Annotated in this window: 19 protein-coding genes; 11 read left to right on the forward strand and 8 right to left on the reverse strand. The window is 46.3% G+C overall.

Annotated elements, in window-relative coordinates; translation table 11 throughout:
• The first annotated feature begins 170 nt into the window (after positions 1 to 170).
• Positions 171 to 779: an acyltransferase gene (locus MTCT_RS01175; protein ID WP_048175191.1), complete on the forward strand. Its 609-nt coding sequence runs from the start codon at positions 171 to 173 to the stop codon at positions 777 to 779.
• A 60-nt stretch (positions 780 to 839) separates the two neighbouring features.
• Here the strand turns inward: MTCT_RS01175 and MTCT_RS01180 are convergent, their stop codons facing one another.
• Positions 840 to 1,295, reverse strand: coding sequence for a YbhB/YbcL family Raf kinase inhibitor-like protein (locus tag MTCT_RS01180; protein ID WP_048175192.1), 456 nt, complete (start codon positions 1,293 to 1,295; stop codon positions 840 to 842).
• Positions 1,296 to 1,340: 45 nt separating this feature from the next.
• Between MTCT_RS01180 and MTCT_RS01185 the strand changes: the two genes are divergently transcribed.
• On the forward strand, positions 1,341 to 2,081 hold the full coding sequence (locus MTCT_RS01185) for an ATP-binding protein (protein ID WP_048175193.1): 741 nt from the start codon (positions 1,341 to 1,343) through the stop codon (positions 2,079 to 2,081).
• Complete coding sequence (locus MTCT_RS01190) at positions 2,075 to 2,857, forward strand: UbiA family prenyltransferase (protein WP_048175194.1); 783 nt, start codon at positions 2,075 to 2,077, stop codon at positions 2,855 to 2,857. Before MTCT_RS01185 ends, MTCT_RS01190 begins: the two co-directional genes overlap by 7 nt.
• 129 nt (positions 2,858 to 2,986) lie before the next feature.
• Here MTCT_RS01190 and MTCT_RS01195 read toward each other — a convergent pair whose 3' ends face one another.
• Positions 2,987 to 4,168 carry an NAD(P)/FAD-dependent oxidoreductase gene (locus MTCT_RS01195; RefSeq protein WP_048176481.1) on the reverse strand — a complete coding sequence of 394 codons (1,182 nt, stop codon included), beginning with the start codon at positions 4,166 to 4,168 and terminating at the stop codon, positions 2,987 to 2,989.
• Between the two features lie 8 nt (positions 4,169 to 4,176).
• Positions 4,177 to 4,338: a 4Fe-4S binding protein gene (locus MTCT_RS01200; RefSeq protein ID WP_013295546.1), complete on the reverse strand. Its 162-nt coding sequence runs from the start codon at positions 4,336 to 4,338 to the stop codon at positions 4,177 to 4,179.
• A gap of 287 nt (positions 4,339 to 4,625) precedes the next feature.
• On the opposite strand from MTCT_RS01200, the gene MTCT_RS01205 reads away from it, so the two are divergent.
• A complete protein-coding gene (locus tag MTCT_RS01205; protein WP_048175195.1) occupies positions 4,626 to 5,060 on the forward strand; it encodes a hypothetical protein in 435 nt (144 codons plus the stop codon).
• Positions 5,061 to 5,101: 41 nt separating this feature from the next.
• On the opposite strand, the gene MTCT_RS01210 is transcribed toward MTCT_RS01205, so the two are convergent.
• Positions 5,102 to 7,174, reverse strand: a complete 2,073-nt coding sequence (locus MTCT_RS01210) for a Coenzyme F420 hydrogenase/dehydrogenase, beta subunit C-terminal domain (RefSeq protein ID WP_084126081.1) — start codon at positions 7,172 to 7,174, stop codon at positions 5,102 to 5,104.
• A complete protein-coding gene (locus tag MTCT_RS01215; RefSeq protein ID WP_048175196.1) occupies positions 7,171 to 7,512 on the reverse strand; it encodes a PadR family transcriptional regulator in 342 nt (113 codons plus the stop codon). The genes MTCT_RS01210 and MTCT_RS01215 overlap by 4 nt, the downstream gene beginning before the upstream one ends.
• 306 nt (positions 7,513 to 7,818) lie before the next feature.
• On the opposite strand from MTCT_RS01215, the gene MTCT_RS01220 reads away from it, so the two are divergent.
• From MTCT_RS01220 to nikR, 3 genes are all read left to right on the forward strand, one after another.
• The gene (locus MTCT_RS01220; RefSeq protein WP_158498081.1) at positions 7,819 to 9,411 is read left to right on the forward strand and encodes a sensor histidine kinase; all 1,593 of its coding nucleotides are present in this window, start codon (positions 7,819 to 7,821) and stop codon (positions 9,409 to 9,411) included.
• 82 nt (positions 9,412 to 9,493) lie between these two features.
• Complete coding sequence (locus tag MTCT_RS01225; RefSeq protein ID WP_048175198.1) at positions 9,494 to 10,084, forward strand: NAD(P)H-dependent oxidoreductase; 591 nt, start codon at positions 9,494 to 9,496, stop codon at positions 10,082 to 10,084.
• 227 nt (positions 10,085 to 10,311) lie between these two features.
• Positions 10,312 to 10,731, forward strand: coding sequence for a nickel-responsive transcriptional regulator NikR (gene nikR / locus MTCT_RS01230; protein WP_048176484.1), 420 nt, complete (start codon positions 10,312 to 10,314; stop codon positions 10,729 to 10,731).
• A 522-nt stretch (positions 10,732 to 11,253) separates the two neighbouring features.
• On the opposite strand, the gene MTCT_RS01235 is transcribed toward nikR, so the two are convergent.
• The 3 genes from MTCT_RS01235 to MTCT_RS01245 form a co-directional block, all read right to left on the reverse strand.
• The gene (locus MTCT_RS01235) at positions 11,254 to 11,778 is read right to left on the reverse strand and encodes a hypothetical protein (RefSeq protein WP_048175199.1); all 525 of its coding nucleotides are present in this window, start codon (positions 11,776 to 11,778) and stop codon (positions 11,254 to 11,256) included.
• Between the two features lie 13 nt (positions 11,779 to 11,791).
• Positions 11,792 to 12,277, reverse strand: a complete 486-nt coding sequence (locus tag MTCT_RS01240) for a hypothetical protein (RefSeq protein ID WP_048175200.1) — start codon at positions 12,275 to 12,277, stop codon at positions 11,792 to 11,794.
• A gap of 184 nt (positions 12,278 to 12,461) precedes the next feature.
• On the reverse strand, positions 12,462 to 13,523 hold the full coding sequence (locus MTCT_RS01245; protein ID WP_048175201.1) for a HEAT repeat domain-containing protein: 1,062 nt from the start codon (positions 13,521 to 13,523) through the stop codon (positions 12,462 to 12,464).
• 154 nt (positions 13,524 to 13,677) lie between these two features.
• Here MTCT_RS01245 and MTCT_RS01250 point away from each other — a divergent pair, with 154 nt between their 5' ends.
• From MTCT_RS01250 to MTCT_RS01265, 4 genes are read left to right on the forward strand one after another with little or no spacing between them, the layout of a single operon-like run.
• Positions 13,678 to 14,604: a hypothetical protein gene (locus MTCT_RS01250; RefSeq protein ID WP_048175202.1), complete on the forward strand. Its 927-nt coding sequence runs from the start codon at positions 13,678 to 13,680 to the stop codon at positions 14,602 to 14,604.
• An 18-nt stretch (positions 14,605 to 14,622) separates the two neighbouring features.
• Entirely contained in the window at positions 14,623 to 16,473 is a 1,851-nt protein-coding gene (locus MTCT_RS01255; protein WP_048175203.1) for an AAA family ATPase, read from the forward strand.
• A complete protein-coding gene (locus MTCT_RS01260) occupies positions 16,458 to 17,528 on the forward strand; it encodes a hypothetical protein (RefSeq protein WP_048175204.1) in 1,071 nt (356 codons plus the stop codon). Before MTCT_RS01255 ends, MTCT_RS01260 begins: the two co-directional genes overlap by 16 nt.
• Complete coding sequence (locus MTCT_RS01265; protein ID WP_048175205.1) at positions 17,497 to 18,093, forward strand: hypothetical protein; 597 nt, start codon at positions 17,497 to 17,499, stop codon at positions 18,091 to 18,093. The genes MTCT_RS01260 and MTCT_RS01265 overlap by 32 nt, the downstream gene beginning before the upstream one ends.
• Positions 18,094 to 18,116: the final 23 nt, after the last annotated feature.

Genomic DNA, 18,116 nt, shown 5'->3' on the forward strand with positions numbered 1-18,116 from the left:
ACCTGAATTGAAGTACCCTTTTTTTATGGTCTGATTAAATGATGGATGATCTGCATGAAGTAAAGTATATTATAGATACGGCCAATATTTAATATAAAGAGTGGATATGGATTTCATCTCCAGGTGGTACCTGAACTTTAATAAAACCGTGTTGGGGGATGCATAGGCAAATGCCAAACATTAAAAGCCTTCTTTTTGGCGATCAGGAAGAGGAATGGGGTTATAAAAGGGAAAGTGAGAATATAATAGTGGGTTATGGCTACAAGAAGTTCAGTAAACCTCCTGTTATAGGTAAAAACCCTCTTCTGCGCTCAAATACCGTGATATACAATGATGTTACCATAGGTGATAACCTCAGAACCGGCCACAACGTCCTGATAAGGGAGAAGACAACCATAGGTGATGATGTACTCATAGGTACAAACACGGTCATTGAGGGCCACTCAAAGATAGGGAGCAATGTCAGCATCCAGTCAAATGTGTATCTGCCAAAGAACAGTTACATAGAGGACAATGTCTTCATAGGACCCTGTGCCTGCTTCACCAACGACCGTTACCCCATAAGGGTCAAGTACAAACTGAGGGGTCCCATAATAAGGCAGGGGGCATCCATAGGTGCAAACTCCACCTTCCTCTCCAGGATCGAGGTGGGTGAGGGTGCAATGGTGGCGGCAGGTGCGGTTGTAACAAGGAACGTGCCCCCATGGTCACTGGCAATCGGTGCACCTGCCCGTATAAAGGCCCTTCCTGCCAAGCTTAGGGTTCCTAACAATATTTAGTTTTGTTTCTTTGTATTAACCAGCTTTCCGGTCTGCAGTGACTTCTAGTGATTGAAGTAGCTATTCTCTCCTGTAGAGCCCCACTATCCTTGCCTCAGCCAGTACATGGCCCTCCATTGCCTCAAGGACATCCTCCTTACCAGCCCCGGGTTCAAGGTCCAGCATGGTGTCAAGGGCGTAGAGTCTGAAGAAGTACCTGTGCACACCGGATGGAGGGCAGGGGCCCCTGTAGCCTATGGTTCCAGAGTCGTTGTAGCCCTGGACTGACCCATCAGGTAGCCTCCCCATCGCTGGAACATTCTCATCAAGCCCCCCTGAGGTGGGGGGTATGTTGAATATAACCCAGTGGGTCCACACCTTTGAGGGTGCATCGGGGTCATCACATATGAGTGCAAGGGATTGGGCCTCCTCAGGTACACCATCCCAGGAGAGGGGTGGCGATATGTTTTCACCATCACACGTGTACCTTGAGGGTATCCTTCCACCATCATTGAATGCACGGGTCTTGAGGTTCATGGTATCACCTAACAGATTATATGTTCCCTGTCATTAATTATTATTATGGACTACAAGGTGAACTCGGCATCTGATAACAGTGTCTTCGTTGAGACGGAGTCCTACAGAAGGCTTCTTGAAGCCCTTGAGGTTATCAGGGAGTCCCGCGGCAACATACTCCATGTTGTGGGCGCCCCAGGGACAGGTAAATCAGCCAACCTCTACAGGGGTATCCAGGAGGTGGGGCTTGATGTATATGAAGTGCCATGTAACCTTGAGTCATCGGATGTGGACGCAGATTATGTGTTCAGGCACCTCTTAGATGAGATGAAGGCGGAGCTCGGTGCAGATAACAGGAGGGATCTTTACAGGAAACTTGCTGAATTTGATGCTGTGGTCTTTGCTGACAGATTCCATGACAGCCACGATTTCTCAGAGTTCATGGGTTTCAGCCAGTGGACAGCCACGGCGGGATCTGAAACACTGAAGTTCTACCTGAGATGCATTCGTGAGTACATGGGAAACAGGGGGGCATTCAGGAACATGAACATAATCTTCCAGACAGCCTGGAGGTTCTACTTCAGGGGTAAAAAGCTGGACATCTTCACTGACATACCCATCCTCTCGTCAGTGCTCTTCCACACCCTCAGGATCCCCTTCACAGCTGTAAGGATAGATTACACCGTAACTGAAACCTTAAATATAATAAAGGCCCATTCAGGTGCTGATGAGGAAGAGATAAGGCGTTACATAGAATTATATGGATGCAGACCAAGAACCGTTCTGGAGAAGATGAGATCATGCTGAGTACACTCCTACGTTCAACGAGAATGAGCTGGTGTGCCAAGAACATCCACATGTACCTTCTGGCACTCACCTATGCCTCAGATGCAGACCCCATCAGATTCATTTCAGGACTCTTCACCGTGACGCTCCTCTGGGGGGCTCTCTATTCACTTAACGACTTCACTGACATTGAAACTGACAGGAACGACCGCATGAAGAGGGGAAGACCCTTCATAGAGAACCATGTTGAACCCAGGGATGTCCTGCTTTTTATAGGCGTACTTCTTGTGGCATCCACTGCACTCGCATATATCATTCATCCGCTATTCTGCCTGATACTCCTTCTCATGGTCCTCAACCAGTTCATCTACACACTCCCACCCCTCAGACTGAAGGACACCCCCCTCGCACCACTAGCGAGTACCGCCACAAACACGGTTCTGAGACTGGCATCCGCCGCTGTCCTCCTGGGGGGTATCCTCATTGTCCCGGTCCCGGTCTACATTTTAATGTACCTTGCAGGTATGGGCACATACCTCATGTACAAGGAGAGAAAGGTTCCGACAACCCTGGTTTCTGTTCTGTTCTGTGTCCTCCTTGCCTGGAGCTACACTGGAGGTTACATCAGCATGCTGCAGATCCTCCTTGTGATAGTCCCGCCCTTCATAGCCACTGTACCACTTTATCTATCCAACTTCACAGAAAGGGAGCGGATGGTGGAGGTGGCTGATCTGCTTTACCACAGGGTTCTTGTGGCATTCTACCTGGTATGCATAGCGGTGCTTCTGGTGGGTTAGATGCTCTTTTCTTTTTACAGTGGAGAATTCTAAAAAATCAGATCAGATAAGTTTAACTAAATTTTCTGGAAATAGATTAAAGGGATAGGTTTCAGTTAATGGGTTCTTCACTGCCACCCAAATATAAAATTAGAAGAGTTTGCCCAGTTTAATGAGGGCCTTTGGTGAGACCTTTATGAGCTTCTTAACGAGTTCTGTGGTGCTCACCTTCTCAAACTCGACATCCTGGAATGCCTCTGCGATTGAATCTAGTTCACTGTCACTGAGTGTAAGCATGTAGTCCTTGACCTTGAGGTACCTGTCTATCTCCTTCCCGATCTCCTCACGGCAGAGCCTTTCGTACTCACTGAGCCTCTTTTTGCTGACATCACCCTCACTGACCGCTGCAGCAGCAACCCTTCCTGCCAGCATACCACCGGTCATGCCGCTTATTATTCCGCCACCTGTGAGGGGGTTCACCTGACCTGCAGCGTCCCCAACAACCATGAGGCTGTCGGCCACAAGTTCCTTTGGCATGCCACCAACTGGGTCCCCACCTATGTTGAGTTCAACAGGCTGAGCGTTTTTTGTTGCAGGGCATGACTCAACGAATTCAACCAGGTGTTCATAGGCGCTCTTATCGGTCTCTGTTGAGAGAACCCCCAGGCCCACGTTGGCGATATCGTCACCCTTTGGGAAGATCCAGGCGTATCCACCGGGGGCCACGCTTCCAAAGTAGAATTCGATGCAGTTATTGTCCTCCATCTCCACTCCGACCATCTCGAACTGGGCCGCTGACTCCATGTCCTTGGGCCTCGTGGCTGTGTTTAGGCCGGCCCACCTTGCAACCCTTGACTCGGGGCCGTCGGCTGCGATGACTATCCTGGCCTTTATCTCAAACTCCCTGCCCATGCACTCTGCGCTGACAAGGTACCCGTCACCGGTTTTCTCCATCCCGGTTGCAAGGGTCTTCACCATGATCCGTGACCCTGCCCTTGCAGCGTCCATTGCCATGTGCTTGTCAAAGACCTTCCTCTCAAGTATGTATCCTGCCTCTGGCAGCTCCACCTTATCTGAGGTCAGCCATACATCTGTGCCGTTGGGGGAGACCAGACGCACACCATCAAGTTTCTTTGTGATCCAGCGGGGGTTTGGCTCTATCCCCAGGGACTCTAGGCCTCCAACAGAGACCCCCTCGGCGCACCTCTTCGGGGCCCCTATCTCTGATTTCTTGTCAATGAGGAGTACACTTGCACCGCCCATGGCGGCGTGTTTTGCTGCTGTTGAACCGGCTGGTCCAGCGCCAATCACAAGGACATCAACTTCAGTCACCATGTCAATCACCTCTCAAGGGCCCTAACAGGGCACACCTGTATGCATATGTTGCATTCCCTACACTGGTCCTCTGAAAATTTCAGGGAATTCTCCCTGACCTCTATGAGGTTCCGTGGGCACACACCTGCACATTCCCCACAGAACATACACCATTCCTTCACCTTCATGGTTATCAACCTAAAATCAATTCTACAGATCATGAATCTTTAATCATGCGGGTATTTATACTTTGGGGAGGAAGTATATATATAGTTCCCAAAAACCCTGACCTGGCTGCCACATGGCCCACACCATAGTTCCTGATCTTTCAATGGCCCTCTATTTATATGTTGATGGGCTCCGGGATAAATTATAAATCATATCCATGACAACAATTATTATGGGAGGTTGAATATGAAGAAAATTTTATTTCTGTTTCTTGTGGCCGCAACGGTCCTTGTATCTGGTTGTGTGAGTGAGGAGCCCCAGTAAGAGCTTCTCTGACGGAAAACTGAACTTCACATATCCCGCATCATGGGAGACCCTTGACCCTGCAGGGGCGCAGGGGGCCTTCAAGAAGGAGGTGGGAATCTCCAAGGACGTCATAGTTTACCTTGGTAACAGCACCTCAGAGCTTGCAGTTGCAGAGGTAAGTGCAGGTGCCGGTTACTACCTGAAGGATCCTGAAACCGTCAGGAGGGAGATGGCCAGCAATGAGGGTGTTGTATCATCCAGCATAATAAAGGTCGCCGGGCGTAACGCAGCAATGGTGAAGGCCACCGATTCAACGACCCAGACGGTCTTCGTGTACCTGAAACTCAACAGGACAAGTGGCTATGCATTCATGTACAGCGGACCAAAGAATGACGCAACATTTGACTCCCTACTTGAGACTGTGAAGTTAGAGTGATCCCTGGGGATCCCTCCTTTTTTTATTAGATTTCTCACTGCTTAATGTGGTCTCTCCTTTATGAGCCTCCTCACCTCACCCATGAATTTTTCCTCACCGACACGTTTCATGGTTGATGCAAGCCTCTCCCTCTGCGGCTTGCTGGCGTACCTGGTGTAGACCCTTATAACAGCGTCTATGTACTCCAGTATCTCATCAACAGTGTCAACACGGGTCTTTATACCCTCAACCAGTTCTCTACCAGCCTTACCGCCTATGTAGAGTATGTAACCCTCTTCACTGGCCCTCCTTGCAGTGTGTGGACACTCCTTTATGCATTTACCGCAGCCAACGCAGAGGTCATGGTTGGTGTAGGATGTCTCACCACGCACGCTGATGGCCTCAACCTTGCAGACCTCGAAGCACCTGCCGCAACCGTTACAGATTTCCTCAACTGTCTCAGGGAATTCAACACCCGCGACACCCACATCGTGGATCTGGGGCCTCATGCACCTGTTTGGACAGCCACTCACCGCTATCTTGAACTTGTAGGGTGCTGGCATCTCCCTGAACCTATCCTCTATGGCACTGCAGATTGCTGTGGTGTCTATGATCCCGCTTCCACAGTTCTCCCTACCTGGACAGGCAAGTGTGGCCCTTACAAGGGGGCCCTCTGAGCCTGTGAGTAGCCCTGCGGAGTTGAGTTCAGCCACTGCCTCCTCAACATCAAAGCCACTCACATCATGGAGCTCATAGGATCCCCTGTTGGTGACCTTGATCCTTGCACCGTATTTTTCGGCGATCCTGACAAGTTCCTTCACCTCTGGGGGGCTGTACCAGCCTGATGGCCGGGCCCTGACCCTTATGAAGTAGGTGCCATCGGCCCTCCTGGATACACCAGGGTAATCTGAGGTCCAGTAGAAGGAGATGTATTCACCACTCTTTCTCCTTCTCTCAAGTTCCCTCTGGAATCTTCTGAGTTTAAGGTCCCTCATCTTCTCTATTTTTGCGGTGTCTGCACCCTCCATGAGTTCAACTGCACCGGCTATTTCAGCGCCCCTCCTGGTTCTCACTATGATGGTTGAGTAGCCTTCGGGGCTTCCAGCGGAGCCCACAGAGACGTCTGCAAGGTGAGCGTCAAAGTCCCTGCAGGATCTGCAGCCCTCTGAGATCCTGATGTCCCCGAGGTTAAGGGTTTCCCTCCTATCGCCGAGGTCAACCTCAAGCTTACCCCTCCGGATGCTGAATTTTTCAACCTCCTCCATTCTGATACCATTTTCCCTCAGCACCTTTCTGAGGTCGCCATATTCGAATTTCTCGGTGCAGAAGAGGCCTATGAGGTAACGTATCTCAGGGAGTTTCACGGGTTTGCCCTTTCTTCCAAGTTCCAGGTCATGCTTTGCAAGGTAGGGGAAGTACTGGAGTTTCCTGAGACCGTTTATCTGGCAGGGAAGTCCAACAACTGCCACCCTCTCAATTCCAAGGTCTCCTGCTGTTCTCAGTGCTTCAAGGGTGGATATGCTGTACTTTGACCCGCTTGTTTCCTCAAGGTCCTCTGCGGTCTGCACAAGGAGTGATACAGGTTTCCAGTGTTCGTCACCCACGACTATGGCGCCGTCGATTTCACCCTTCTCAAGGAGGTGTCTGAGGAATGATGTCACCACGCCCCCGTCCTGGCCCCTGATGGGTCCCCTCCCATGGTAGACCTTCTCCTGGAACTTCTCCCTTATGCTGATCTGGTAAGCGTCTGAGGAGACCCTGGGGCATACCTCGAAGCACATACCGTGGCCGTTTCTGAGGCACTCCTCCCGGAGCTCTGGGCGTCCGTCGAATGATATGATATTGTTGGGGCATATAACGGCACAGGTACCGCACCTTGCGCAGATTCCTGACTCCACGATCTTTCCAGGTTTCCATTTCCTCTCTGAGGGGTACATCTCTGCTATTTTCTCTGCTGGACCCATCCTCTCCAGGGCCTCGGCTATCACCTCCTCGGTGACATCGGTTTTTCTTGATGCGGCTATTGCCTCTGCACTGTCAAGTATGTGGGTTTTGAGTTCACGGGCAACCTCCTCCCTTTCCTCTGGGGGTAGTCTCAGGGTTGCCCTTTCTATGAATTCATCAAGTTTATTCATTGATATTCCTCCATTGTGGTTTCAATTTCATTGAGGGCCTGGTTCACTGCCCTGAAAAATTCAAGCCATTTCTTTCTGACCTTTTTACCGTAATCTGTGATTCTGTAATATTTTCTGGGCCTTGCCTCACCTGTCATCCAGCTGCTTTTGAGGATTCCCTCCCCCTCGAGTCTCCTCAGGAGGGGGTAGATGGTTCCCTCCTCGACCCTGAACCCTGATTCTTTGAGTTTTCTAACAATTTCATAGCCGTAAAGTTCCCTTTCAAGGAGGCAGACCACTGCGAGCTGTATGGCCCCGCGTCTGATTTCCTTTTCGAATCTTTCACATATGCCACCCATCTCATGACCCTCATACTACACTGTTATGTGTTGTGCACATTACTGTGTGGTAAACAGTATATAAGCTTTGTGTCCTCACGTTACACAGATGAATCGGATGAAGGGTCAGGGACACATGTAACCTGTAAAATGACTCTTTTTGTTCATTGCAATGATGGATGCGGTTTCAGTGATTTAATAACCACATTTTTATTGTTTTTTCAAAAAATTTTTATGTTTAACCTCCTCAGATAGGTATGAGGTATTCAGATGGACTCTGTTCCCTTTAAAAAGGATATGAACATGAAAAATACTGTACCCCATCTGATGGGGTTCTTTCTGATTCTCTTCTCATCCGCGGCACTCCTCATGATGGCTGGAGGTGGATGGTCCCCCCGGGACCTCCCCATTCTCCACATGTCTCTTGTGCTGCTTGGTGCATCGATAATTCTCGCCGGCTTCTCCCATAGAAGAACAGCACTATCCCTATCAGTCCTGATAATCCCACTCCAGTTCATTCTGGGATTTCAGGGTCTGCATACAGTTCTACCTCCACCCCTGCTGGCGGCCTATTCGACCAGTCTGATTCTCCTTATCCGCAGACACTATCATGCAGGGCAGACACTGGCATACATCACAGGGATCATAGCCTATGCCCTGGTGATGACCCACCTCACAGGTGTGGTGGAGGTTGTTGAGGCACTCAGGGTGGACCCCATCATTTCAGCTGAGCTCTTCATGGCCGCTGTGGGGTTACTGGGCCTCTATCCCCAGAGGGGAGTCACTGAACCACTCTTCTCAGGAATGATGGGGGGATACACGGCACGGGTGCTCCTTGCAACCATGCTCACAGCCATAACGGTCACAGGAGTCCTGATCCTGAGGGGCCGGGACCAGCTGCCATTCCCCGCAGAGATATTCCTCCTTTCACTGACAGTGGCGCTCATCATAGTTACCATAACCTTCACAGCCTACAGGCTCAACACAGTTGACCATGAACGCCTCATGAATGAAAGGGGGCTCAGGAGGGCACGCAGATTCTTCAGGGATGTGGTTGAGAACCTTGAGGAGGCCGTTGCAGTCATCGATGAAGATGGCAATCCACTGCACCTCAACAGGGCAATGAAGAAACTTGGAATTGACTGCAGGTCCATTCATGATAGGTTCATGGATGCCAGGGCACCCTCATACATCAGAAGCCTTAAAGCGGGGGATAGAAACTTCACCGGCTGGTACATTCCCCTGGATGAGGGGGCAATAATCTCCCTCACCGACATAACAGACCTCATGAGGGCACAGGAGGAACTCCAGCGGAACATCATGGAGAAGGATGCGCTGCTCCGGGAACTCCATCACCGGGTGAAGAATAACCTCCAGATCATCCTGAGCCTCATAAACATGCAGATAAGATCCGCCGGTGAGGATGCAAGGGAGGCTCTCATCAGGACATCAACCAGAGTCCAGACACTGGCCGCCATCCATGAATCCGTGTATGGGCTGGGGAGCCTTGCAGAGGTTAAGATGCATGAGTGCATAATGAGGATATCAGAAAACCTCAGATCAGTATTTGATGCACTGGATGTTGAATTCCACATAGACGCCCGGCATACCTTCAACGTTGAGACAGCCATGCCACTGGCCCTCATAGTAAATGAACTGGTATCCAACTCCCTTCAGCATGCGTTTCCTCAGGGCAGAGGCACCGTGAAGGTTGAAATCAGCAGAATGAACTCAGAGTACTGTCTGAGGGTAATGGATGATGGTGTGGGGTTTTCAGGTGAAAAGAGGATGGGCCTCCAACTTGCACTGAATCTTGCCAGGCAGATAGAGGGAGACCTGAGGATACTCCTCAGGGAGGATGGAGGGGGTACAGAGGTCACGGTACCCTTTAGGCAGCTTCACTACAGGAGGAGACTTTAATAGGTGTGCTCTGTAACATTGATTTCTGCACGTCCTGAGGATTATAAATGTGTCCTGCAACATAACATGGCAGGGGATTCATATGCACGTCTATATTCTCTTTGCACATCCATCCAGGACGTCCTTTTCAGGGGAGGTTCTGGAGGCATTTACAGAGGGCCTCAGTGAAGCCGGACACACATATGAGGTCGGGGACCTCTACAGGATGAACTTCAGGTCGGAGCTGAGTCAGGAGGAGTACCTCAGGGAGATCAGCCAGGAGGCGGGGTCACCATTACCAGAGGATGTTATGGAGGAGCATGAGAAGATCGGAAGGGCCGATGCCCTTGCGTTCATCTATCCCCTCTGGTGGAGTGACTGCCCCGCAAAACTCAAGGGATGGTTTGACCGGGTCTGGACCTACGGCTACGCCTACTTCTATGAGGATGGAGAGCGGGGTACGAGGATTGATATTGAAAAGGCTGTGGTGCTCTGCTCTGCAGGCCACACAGAGGAACACCTTGAGGGTACAGGCATTGCAGAGAGCATGCGCAGTGTCATGTTAGGTGACAGGCTGCTGGGGGTGGGTGTTAAGAATGTCACCATGGAGATCCTTGGGGGCATGGTGCCCGGGGATGACTCCCGCAGGGAGATAAACCTCATGAGGGCCCGCAGGGCAGGGAGGAACCTCTAAGGAGAGTATTTCATTTTTAATGGGGTAATCTGACCGTGATTATCCTATCTTTCAAACCAGGAGGATGTTACAGAACCTCCAGACACCTCTATAAATGCTGTTATAAGACTAGATGCAATATAGTAATACATACGTTGCATTATTATGCCATTTAATAATATTTAATTATTTATACTTCATACACAGATTTTAGGGTGTCACAGATCAGGGGTGATACCATGACCACAATGACCAGGATAAGCATGTCTCTTCCAGCTAAACTTCTTGAGGAATTTGATGAGGTACTGAGGAACCGGGGATACCAGTCAAGGTCCAAGGGTATAAGGGACGCCATAAAGGACTACATTGTCAGGTACAGGTGGATGAGTGAGATGGAGGGTGAGAGGACAGGGATAGTCTCGGTGATCTACAACCACCACACAGGGGCAATGGAGGAAATAGCCGACATACAGCACCACTACAGGGAGTACATAGACGCTGTCATGAGGGTTCACCTCACAGAAAAACATCGCCTTGAGGTCCTCGTGGTGAGGGGTGATGTTGCAGAGATACGTGAACTCACAGAGAGGATGATGGGTCTACGGGGAGTTGAACACGTGAGACTTACCAGTGTCTCAGCTGAAGAGGAGGCGGAATATGAGAGGTGAATGGTTAAGAGTTGGATAACTGCAGGGTTCTGAATTTGATTCTGACCCGAACCACTTATCCTTTCAGGGAATACAGGGATGTTATGTTAGGTTCAGAGCAGTTTTTCAGCTGATTAGATCTGTATCTTCCATCTTATCGTGTGTTCTATCTTTAATCCTCTGGAACCTGACTTTACAATAAGCTCATCCATTCAACAGATATTATATATATGTTCATGAAAAATATTATAATCAAATAAATAATAAATGACATGAAAAAGGAAAGCTACTGGAGTGTCATGTTAGGAATTTTAATCTTTCAGAAATTTGACAGCCTCAGTACAATGAAATCAGAAGGTTTCATGAATCTCCAGTTCCCTAAAAAAATTAGAAGATGGGGGTGTGTATGAATGCCTGTTCCTGAGGAGGCAAAGGATATCTCTGCATGCTGCTGTACAGTTGGAATTTTTTTCCTCATGTGCCTGGCGATATCCCTCTTTCTCACCCTGCTCTTCACATGATGGAAAGGGGTACATCAGACCATCACTCTATCTTCACCCCACATAAAGTCCCTGAGGGTGTTAAGAGGTTACCCCTGGCTGTTAAACCAAAGGAGGCTATATCCTCAGGGTAGTATCCATCCTCAAATGCCCAATCTGTTGTTTTAAAGTAGGCGGTTTCTCCAGGCCTCAGAGTCTTTACCGTGGATGAATTGGTGAAGACCGGAGCCATTCCAAGGGCAATGACCTCTCCATCTGAGTTATAGCCCTTGACCCACACACAGTCCAGTAGGAGTGTGGACCTGTACCTGTTCTGGACCACACCCTCCACCACGTAGCCTTCGCTGGGATCAACCAGCACTGTGTAGTTGAGCACCTCTGCCTGGACATCCCCCATGTGGAGGTTGTAGAAATAGGATGAGCCATCGCTGTGACCCATCATGAACATCAACAACCCCCATATTATGACGAGGGATACCACTATACCTGCCTTTGTGAAGGTCCCCCTCCTCCTCCACCAGCGTATGAAAAAGTTTCCATTATTCTCTTCACGGAAATCCTCAGCCATTCAGATCACCTTTCTATGCCCATGAATAACCGGAACATTCTGTTTTAATCCCAATGAGGATATCATTGGGGCTGTAACCCTCAAGGATGGGGCAATCTCCCCTGAACTTCACTTTCTCACCTGGCCTGATTTCCCCTGAACCGGTTATGAATAGGGGGGCGTACAGTACCATTTCACCACTGGAGTCAAAGCCCTTCACTTCCAGGCTTGGGTTGAGCAGTATGGGTTTATCATAGCTGTTCTGGATTTCCCCCTGGATCTCATATAATCCGCCTTCGCCCTTCTGGATTGTGTAGTTCACAATGCTCACCTGGAAGGAGTCCTTTTCGTATTCTATGGCTCCAGCAAGACCCTTATCGTAACCATAGGAATAGGCGGCGGCGGACCAGATGATTATCCCAAGGACAATGATGGCCACCCTTGTTAGGGGTCCCCTGCGGTTCCACCAGCCGGCAAACTTTCCAGTTTTCTTATCACTACCATTGGAATCTATCGACATTTAACCACCTTATAACTAAATACTATATCCTAAATATGGACAATTAAGTATTTTGTATTTTTATATATTTATTGGTACACACATCTCATAAGAATTATTTTGACCAAAACCTTTGTTCTCTGACTTATGTGATGCATATACACTCTTTAGAGGAAAGATATTAATTAAAAATAAGTTGGGATGGTTAGATTTCAAATCTTATTTCTGCGAAGAGTTCCTCAAGGATTTCTGCTTCTTCTTCTGGTATTTCTGGGGTTCCCTTTATTGTAACCGGTATTTCATTCAGTTCTTTCTGTCTTGTTATATCGTTTTTGAGTGTCTGGATTACTGCGCTTATTGCCCATCCGTAATCTATGTTTTCTGATTGTATTATCCATAGGGCGTCTATGTCCGCATTTTTAGCTTTTTTGTTTTCCTGATCCCATAGATCGATGAATAACCTTTTTCCATCTCTTTGAGGATATTCCTGATCTCCTATGAACCCTATGACTTCTTCTACTCCGCTCTGCAAGAATTTGGAGTGTCCACACACTCTGCACTCTACAAATTCCCCTTCAGACAGATAGATCTTATATGGTCTGAAGAAGTCGTTTTCACATATAAGTGTTTCATAGTTTTTTATAAGGTCTTTTTGTGCGCTTTTAATTTTTTTCAGGGCTCTTGTGGCAGATTCTCTAACATTTTCGTCGGGATCATCCTTTGCATCTATAAGTGCCCTCACGGCTATTGTATCTTCTGTTTCCCCAAGGTAACTTGCCGCCATTGATTTATAATATGCTTCTTCTGAATCATTGAGTATATCTATAAGTCTATTTACGGCTTCACTGTAACTTTCTCTGTTTTCAGAATCAAGAGCAGCTATTAAATCCTCTGGCAAATATGGAATGTGTGGTGGATGTGCATCGGATTCTACTGATTCGTTTATTGTGAAATCTCCAGGTAAATATTTTGGTGGAATTACATTGTATTGTACTGATTCGTTTATTGTTTGGACAGAATTTTTTTCATTATTGTATCCAACATAATCTTTATTTACAGATCTCGGGTTTGAACTGGTCTTTTTGGGTACATATTTTGTCTTTGAACTGGTCTCTCTGGGTCTAAAAATTATGTACAATAGAATCAGGATCCCCATCAGTACACCATAACCTTCTAAACCTATTGCTGATATAATTAAATAGGAGACAATAAGGAATATTGTTAGAAGTATACATCCTCCACATCCATCATTATCGGTATTAGACATCTATATCCTCTCCTGATATAAACCAGTTTTAATCAGTTCTCTATTAATGTTTCAATTATATAATTAAATTATTTGATACAAAGCTATATTAAAGGCCATTGTAACATATACGTCAAGTGCAAGTAATTAATTGTCATGGGTGGCGGTGAATTAAATGAGTGGACTCAAGTTTTCAGATATCCAGTTTGAAAGGGAGCTGGAGGCCCGTCAGTTAGCCATATCCAGCATAATATTTTCAAGGGGTCGTATTGATGGTTTAAAGGGTAAGGTGCTGGAAGTAATGGATCAGATCCCTTCTGATTCATGGAAGAGTTTTCCACAACTTAAAGAAATAAATTCATGGGCCAGAAAACCATTGAATGTTTATTTTGATGATTCAATGGATAGCTTTGAACTTCAAAGGATTGCTGATTCTCTGAAGGCTGCAGAGGATGCTGGAGAAAACAACCTGAAGGCTGTTATAGAAATAAAATCTAAAGTTCTAAAGGAAAAAAGACTCATATCTCAGTTTGAGAAACTGGAAGCCGAATTTAAAGGGACAGAAAAACTCATTTTTAAATGGAAGCCATCAGATTCTCAGAAATTAGCCAGTGCAATCAATATGGTTCTAGATGAAATAAAAAAGGGAAACCTTGAGGAAGCCAAATACAGAATTAAAATTCTGCGTGAAAGATTAAAGGATCTCAGTGAAGAGGCAAGAAAACTTGAATCACAGGATTTAATGCGAAAAAAGGTCCTATCCTCAATAAAGAGGGTAGCTGATAAAATGGGGTGGAAAGAGGTGGCAGAACCCCATCTACAGGACGAAAATGACCCTTCAAGCCCGATCATCTATGAGCTGAAATCATATTCCGCAGGAAAAATGCGATTCTCCCTGACACTTGAGAGAATAGAAGTCAAATCTCCATTTTCAAGCGAGGATGGGGCATGCTATGAACAGTTCGACAGATTCTCAGAAAAACTTAATGAATATGGCATCATGACCAAATTTAAGGGAGAAGAAAAAAGGCCACAGAAAAAACCCATCCTCAAAGAAAAAAGGGCAAAACTTCTTCCCAGAACCCATCGAAGAAACATTTAATACAGGAGATGTTTTTTGATGGCGGTATGGCAGGAAAATCTCAAAAGATTACTGAACCAGAAGGAGGTACTCATCCTTCACGGTAATATAAGGGATACGGCTTACATAAAAGATGATGGAAGCCTGATAAGGGGTCTGACGGATCTAATAAACAGTATCGGGGCGGAACTGGGTTATGACAGAACGGTCAGCTGGGGAACTTTTTTTGACCATGAGGAACGGGGGCACTCACCAATATGGTCCCTTGAGAGGATAACGCCGCTAAAGGGAGGTCAACCTGATATACGTGAAACCGAAAGCCAGGACAGGGTCAGTGACGTCCTCCACAGGTGGCTGGAAGATGAAGTGAAATCCATTGACGAAAGAACAATATTCGTCATAAACTATATCGATAAAATTACAGGGTACTGCCCTGATGGGATGTATTCGCAGGATACAGCAGAGCTTGTAACGATTATACAGAAAATAATAGAGAATATTTCTGAAAATAACCGCCTCATAATGGTATCACTCAGAGACACAATGGTCCCTGTTGAATATTACACCAACTCCCCCAGAGTTGCAGTCATGGAGATACCGCTTCCTGATAAAACAGAAAGGCACCTTTACTACTCCACATCACTCTCCTTAAACAATGTCCAGTCAGACCAGATCGATCTTCTCTCTAACATAACAGAGGGCCTCTACATGAAGGACCTCGAAAACATCCTAAGTGATGTTTTGGCAGAAATAGATGAAAATGGGGAATTATCATCCTCAACACTTAAAAAAATAGTAAACAGGTACCGTATAGGGACGGAAGAAGATCCATGGAGCAGAATACCTCTCATTGGACCACCCAAAGGGCTCATAGATTCGGCTGAAAACTGGTTTCTTGAGAGGGTTATCGGGCAGGACCATGCTGTAAGAGAAATAGTGAATGCCATAAAGAAAGCCCGTGCAGGCGTTGTGGGGCTTGCATCAGGAGGACAATCGAAACCAAAAGCAGCATTTTTCTTTGCGGGACCCACAGGTGTTGGAAAAACATTTCTGGCAAAAAAACTTGCAGAGTATCTTTTTGATACCGAAGAAGCGTTTCTTAGATTTGACATGAGTGAATTCAAAGAGGAACATACAGTATCAAAGCTCATAGGTTCCCCTCCTGGTTATATTGGTTACGATGAGGGCGGACAGTTAACAAAGGCCATAAAGAACAGACCATTTTCTGTGATACTTTTTGATGAGATTGAAAAGGCACACCCAAAGATTCTGGATATATTCCTTCAGATCCTTGATGATGGTCGTCTAACTGACAGCAGGGGACAGACGGTATTCTTTACAGAAAGTGTGATAATATTTACATCCAATATAGGGACAAGGACTGTAGACAGCAGGGGGAATCCAGTATCCGAACAGAATGAACTTGATGATATAATAAACGACAGAAGCCTTTCTGAGTCCGAAAGGGATAGGCGAGTAAGGGAACACTTTACCAGGGCCGTAAGAGAATTTTTTACACATGAAATATCAAGAAGAGAGCTTCTAAACAGAATAGGTTCACACATAATTGCATTTAATTATCTGGATAAGGCGAATTTTCAGAGGGGTATCATTCAAAGCAAACTTGAAGATCTTTCAGATAACTTCCGTGACAAGTTTTCCAATAAGGGTTATAGACTTAATTTCCAGGAAGAGGTGGTTGATTATTTCCTTAAGAAACATGCGGATTCAATATCAGAATTTGGTGGCAGAGGACTTGTCAATGCACTTGAAGATGAAGTGGGGCATATACTGGCGGACCAATTACTCTTTGCTGAAGATAAGGGGCTCAGGGATATAGAATTCAGCGTATATGTTAACGGTGGGGCAATTGAATGTCGGAGATCATGAATTTTTACTGTGAGGTAAGCTTTGCAGTTCCAGCTGTACTTGTAGTTGAGCCATCAGAGGATAACTGGAAGGACATACTCAGGGTTTCAACAGAAATTATTGATGCACTTCCAGGAAGGGTTAGGAGATTATACTTCCTTGGCAGGAATGAAAGGTACCCCGTTAGGACACAGGGAGATATAAGAAAAGGCGGTCCCGGCTGGATCAAGGAAAATGCTGGCAGGCCCCTGTTGATAAACCCTGTTCTGGAGGACCTGGGCGGTGAAGATTTTAATGGCGTTATTCTTTTGCTTTCATCAAAGCTTCCAATTGACCTGGATGACTGGGAGGATACCGATATTATTGAAAGGATTATTTTTATTGACATGGGGAGTGGTGAAATTTATGGCAAATACAATGTGGTTAATCTTTCAGATGTAAGTGTTCAAATACCTTCTCTGGTAAAAAATGATCCCTTAGAAGTTTTTGTTTCTGGAGATGGATTTGCACCTGTTTGTTACAGCATAGAATCATGTAAATCATCAAGTGTACTATTTGAGGAGGGTAAATTTGTTATCAAGATCGAACCATCCTCTGAAAATCTCAAAATCCATCTTGCAGCTATCTGCGATGATAAATCATATCCAGAACTCAATATAAAGCGTCAGAAGAGTTTTAAAATAGAAAAAATAGCTTTTAAACCTGAAAATCCCTGGTTCAAAGAGAAATGGAATAAAATCCCTGACAATTTAAGGAGTATAATAAGATCATGTATCAGTTCAGAGCATTTCATATGCCCTCAATGCAAGAGAAAACATGAATCAGATACTCTTACCTGCCCTGAAGGAGGCCCGATTTTGAGGGGGCTTCCTGTAGGAGGGTGTCTGATCTTCAGTGAAGATGAATATTTTTTCCTGATGGAATCCTCCTCATATCCTCTTGGAAATTCCAGGCTGCTGACAGGGGATGGTAAAATTTACAAATTGAATGATGAATGTTTATGGGAATATCTGAAGGATTTAGAGCCTTATGAGAGGGTTGATGATGGTCTATGGGGATTATTATATAGAATTTGACAGGACAGGTTTTCCATTAATTCAATTTGAGGGATGGAAACACTTCATCGGCTTATTCCCTGTCAGTAAATATCAATTCGAACGTTTTCTGGCGGAAGAGGGGGGATCAAGGTATACTGATGAGTGGTATCGGAATATTCTTAAATTAAACCCCAGAAGGAGCTGGAGAATGGCCTATGGTGAAATATGGAAACTTTTTATGACGGGACTGGATCTGGATGTTATTGATGATTTTCTCAATTATCTTGGCTCTAATTACAGATTACCCACTCTTGATGAGTGGAAGGCTCTTTGTGAAGTTTCAGATCTTATAGAAAAATCGTCTTCTTATCTCAAAAAGCTCTGCTCTGACAGGTCTCCGGAGCCAGTTCTTCTTTGGATTGAACGGGGTCTCTGTCCTCTTGTGAACGAAGGGATTTTTGAAAGGATTCATGAAAATAATGCATCATTTGTTGGCAAACCCTTCCATGGGCTTCTCCCGAATACCTGGGATCCGAAAGAACCTAAAAAGGTTAACATTGAGAAGGGAATGGGAATGATTGGCTTCAGGGTTGTAAGGGAATGAGGTTTATGGTAGTGTCAATGAGG

Origin of the sequence: Methanothermobacter sp. CaT2 (assembly GCF_000828575.1) — an archaeon.
GTDB lineage: Archaea > Methanobacteriota > Methanobacteria > Methanobacteriales > Methanothermobacteraceae > Methanothermobacter.